3 protein-coding genes are annotated in these 3,821 nt (G+C 66.0%); 2 read left to right on the forward strand and 1 reads right to left on the reverse strand.

Features of this window, described 5'->3' with window-relative positions; translation table 11 throughout:
* Window positions 1–30 precede the first annotated feature (30 nt).
* The gene (locus tag G6N59_RS14405; RefSeq protein ID WP_138232942.1) at window positions 31–1,611 is read right to left on the reverse strand and encodes an APC family permease; all 1,581 of its coding nucleotides are present in this window, start codon (window positions 1,609–1,611) and stop codon (window positions 31–33) included.
* 350 nt (window positions 1,612–1,961) lie between these two features.
* Here G6N59_RS14405 and G6N59_RS14410 point away from each other — a divergent pair, with 350 nt between their 5' ends.
* Together G6N59_RS14410 and fabG are read left to right on the forward strand one after the other, a co-directional pair.
* A complete protein-coding gene (locus tag G6N59_RS14410) occupies window positions 1,962–3,005 on the forward strand; it encodes a phosphotransferase enzyme family protein (RefSeq protein ID WP_138232943.1) in 1,044 nt (347 codons plus the stop codon).
* Between the two features lie 15 nt (window positions 3,006–3,020).
* Window positions 3,021–3,797: a 3-oxoacyl-ACP reductase FabG gene (gene fabG, locus G6N59_RS14415; protein WP_138232944.1), complete on the forward strand. Its 777-nt coding sequence runs from the start codon at window positions 3,021–3,023 to the stop codon at window positions 3,795–3,797.
* The last annotated feature ends 24 nt before the right edge of the window (window positions 3,798–3,821 follow it).

Below are 3,821 nucleotides of genomic sequence, written 5' to 3' on the forward strand. Positions count from 1 at the left end.
TAGCGATCGGCGCTGGGTCCGGGCGTAATGTCAGCGTTCTTCGTCGAGCACGACGCGTCCCAATCGGTCGTAACGGTGCGGGGACCGGGCCCGAAGGACAAGGGCGACCACGATTCCGGCGATGGCGGTGCCACCGACCACCCAGGGAATCGACGCGAAGACGATGTCGTCCTTGGCCGTGCCTGCCGCGAACGAGGCGTTCTTGATCAGCAGGTAGATGACGTACAGCATGCCGATGCCGCCGAGCCCGGGGGCGACCAAGGTGCGGAACCAGTGCGCGGTCTCCGGATGTTGTTTCCGCACATGGAAATACGAGACGACAGAGAACGCGGCCAAGGCCTGCACGATGAGAATGGCCGCGGTGCCCAGCAGCGCGATCACGCCGTACAGATCACCGTACGGATCGCGTCCGGTGCCCGCGAACCACAGCACGATCGCCAGGGCGACTGCGCTCTGGACGAAGCCGGCGACGTGCGGCGAGCCGTGGACGCGGTGCGACCGCCCGACCGTTTTCGCGGTGCCGGGCAGGACGTCTTCGCGGCCGATGGCGTAGATGTAGCGGGCTGCGCAGTTGTGGAACGCCATGCCACAGGCATACGAACCCGTGGTCAACAGAATCTGGAACAGCGTCACCGCCCAGTTGCCCAGATGCTCGCGCACCGGAATCATGAAGATCTCGCTGGCGGTGTCCGTATTCTGCGCCAGGGCAATGGATTTGGTGGGACCGGTGCCCACGATCGCCAGCCACGACACCACCACGTAGAAGGCACCGATGCCCAGCACCGACGACATGATGGCGATGGGAATGATCTTCTTCGGGTTCTTGGACTCTTCGCCGTACATGGCGCTGGATTCGAAACCGACCCACGACCAGAATGCGAAGAACAAACCGACACCGGCCGAGCCCACGGCGACCACGGTGCCGCCACCGCTCAGATTCGGGACGACGGCGTTTAGTCCCTTCAGCCCGTTGACCGGGTTGAGCGATCCGAGCGACCAGCCCTCCGGACCACCGCCGGTGACAACGACCGAGCCGGCCAGCAATGTCAGCATGATGATCTCGGTAATCAGCAGCACGCCAAGCACTTTCGCGGCCAGATTGACGTCGAAGTAGGTCAAGACGGCGTTGACCAGGATCATCGTCACCGCGAACACCACCCACGGCACGTGCACGTTGAACAGCGAGACGAACAGGTCTCTGGAGAAGAAGGAGAAGATGCCGACCAGTGCGGCTTCGAACACCATGTAGGCCATCGCGGTCAAGAACCCGGCAGACAGCCCGACAACCCGACCGAGGCCATGGGAGATGTAACCGTAGAACGCTCCGGTGGCGGTGATGTGCCGAGACATCGCCGCGTAGCCGACGGCGAACAGCCCCAGCACGATGGTGGCGATGAGGTAGCCGGCAGGAGCGGCGGCGCCATTGCCGGCCCCCACGGCGATCGGGACGTTGCCGACCATCGCCGTGATCGGGGCCGCGGTGGCCACGGCCATGAACAGCACGCCGATCAGGCCGACGGCATTGGGTTTGAGGCGCTGCACGCCGGTGCCGGTGTCCGGCGGCGCCGACGTCGGCGGGGCGGTTCGTGGGTAATCGTCGATCTCACTCATGGGTGCTAACCGATCCGATCTGATGGGAGACGGGTCCGGCCGGCGGTGGCCGGTTTTTGGTTTATTTGGTCTGCTCTAACGAGCAGCAGTTCGGCTGTCCAGTGGACCAATGGACCCCCAGGCCATCGGCACAGCGCTATTGGTACCAGACCGGTCCAGCCCGGTCAATACCCTTACTACCTGCGCACTCGTGGCAGAACCGTGTCGCAACTCCCAGCATTTCCACAGCGTAAATCCGTTGTTACCAATTTTCGGATTTGGTTCACTTTCGCCCGACGATGGGGTAGAACTGACCAGACCAAAACGTGACCGTGCCCACACCGCAGTTCAGGAGAGCCACAATGAGCGACATGGCCCGCGACCTAGCCGTAGCCGACTACGAACGCTTCGCGCGTGTCGCGCTTCCGCAGTACCAGCTCGACTCGGCGACAGTCACGCTGCTCAGCTATTCGGAGAACGGGACGTTCCTCATCGAATCGGAGGCCGCGACCGGCACCGAAGCGGGCCCGCAGCGTCAGGTCCTGCGCGTGCACCGGCCCGGATACCACTCGCTGGCCGCGATCGAATCCGAACTCGACTGGATGGAAAGCCTGCGGGCCGACTCCGCCATCACGACGCCCCAGGTGATCCCCGCTCCCGACGGCCGGCGCGTGGTGGAGGCCCGCATCGGCGACGAGGTCTACCTGGTCGACATGTTCACCTTCGTCGAGGGCACCATCGCCGAGGACGATGCCTCGGACATCAGCTTCAGCGAGCTGGGCGCGATCACCGCGACGCTCCACGAGCACGTCCAGCGCTGGCAGCGACCGGAGACCTTCACGCGGTTCCGCTGGGATCTGGACACGATGCTCGGCGCCGCCGGCCGCTGGGGCAACTGGCGTGACGCCCCGGCGCTCAGCGCCGAAGACGCCACGATCATCGAAGAGGCCGAACGCAAGGTCATCGAGCGGCTCACGGAATACGGCATGGGGCCCGAGCGCTTCGGGCTGGTCCACGCCGACCTACGGATGTCCAACCTGATGGTCCACGACGGCAAGATCACCGTCATCGACTTCGACGACTGCGGCTGGTCGTGGTACCTCGCCGATCTCGGTGCCGTGGTGTCGTTCGTCGAGGACACCCCCGACGCCGCGCGCATCATCGACGAATGGCTCGCCGGCTACCGCAGCGTCCGGGACCTCCCCGCCGCCGACCTCGTCGAGATCCCCACGTTCGTCATGCTGCGCCGGCTGATGCTGACGGCCTGGATCGGCAGCCATCCAGAATCGGGACCGGCACAGACACTCGGGCACCGATACGCCGCCGGCACTGCACAATTGGCACAGGCCTACCTCACCGACCCGTCGTGGTTCCGGGTCGATGTTCCTGCCGCCGCTCCGACTCTCACCCACTGACAGGACACGCGCACCATGTTCGATCTCGCCAACAAGAACGTCGTCGTCACCGGCGCCACCAAGGGCATCGGCTACGGCATCGCCGCCGTCTTCGCCACCGCGGGGGCCAACGTCGCCGTCGCCGCCCGGTCGCCGCACGACCTCGATACCGCGGTCGCCGGCCTCGACGGGCTCGGGTCCGGCAAAGTCATCGGCGTCTCCGTCGACGTCGCTGATCCCCGGTCCTGTCAGGCCATGGCCGAGGCCGCCGTCGACGCCTTCGGCGGTATCGACGTCCTGTGCGCCAACGCCGGCATCTTCCCCGAGGCGCCACTGGCCACCATGACGCCCGACGACCTGGCCACCGTGCTCGACGTCAACGTCAAGGGCACCATCTACAGCGTGCAGGCCTGCCTCGACGCGCTGGCCGGCAGCGGTGCCGGACGCATCGTCATCACGTCGTCGATCACCGGCCCGGTCACCGGCTTCCCCGGCTGGTCGCACTACGGTGCGTCCAAGGCCGCCCAGCTGGGCTTCATGCGGACGGCCGCAATCGAACTCGCGGCCAAGCGCATCACCGTCAACGCCATCCTGCCCGGGAACATCCTCACCGAGGGACTGCAGGAGATGGGCGAGGACTACATCGCCGGCATGGCCCGTTCCATCCCGGCCGGCACGCTGGGCACTCCCGAAGACATCGGCCACCTCGCCGCGTTCCTCGCCAGCGACGAGGCCCGCTATCTCACGGGGCAGGCCATCGTGGTCGACGGCGGGCAAATCCTGCCCGAATCCCTGGACGCTCTCGCCGGGTGACGGTCGGTCGGTACGGTGAACCAC

Source organism: Mycolicibacterium aubagnense (genome assembly GCF_010730955.1).
Taxonomy (GTDB): Bacteria; Actinomycetota; Actinomycetes; order Mycobacteriales; family Mycobacteriaceae; genus Mycobacterium; species Mycobacterium aubagnense.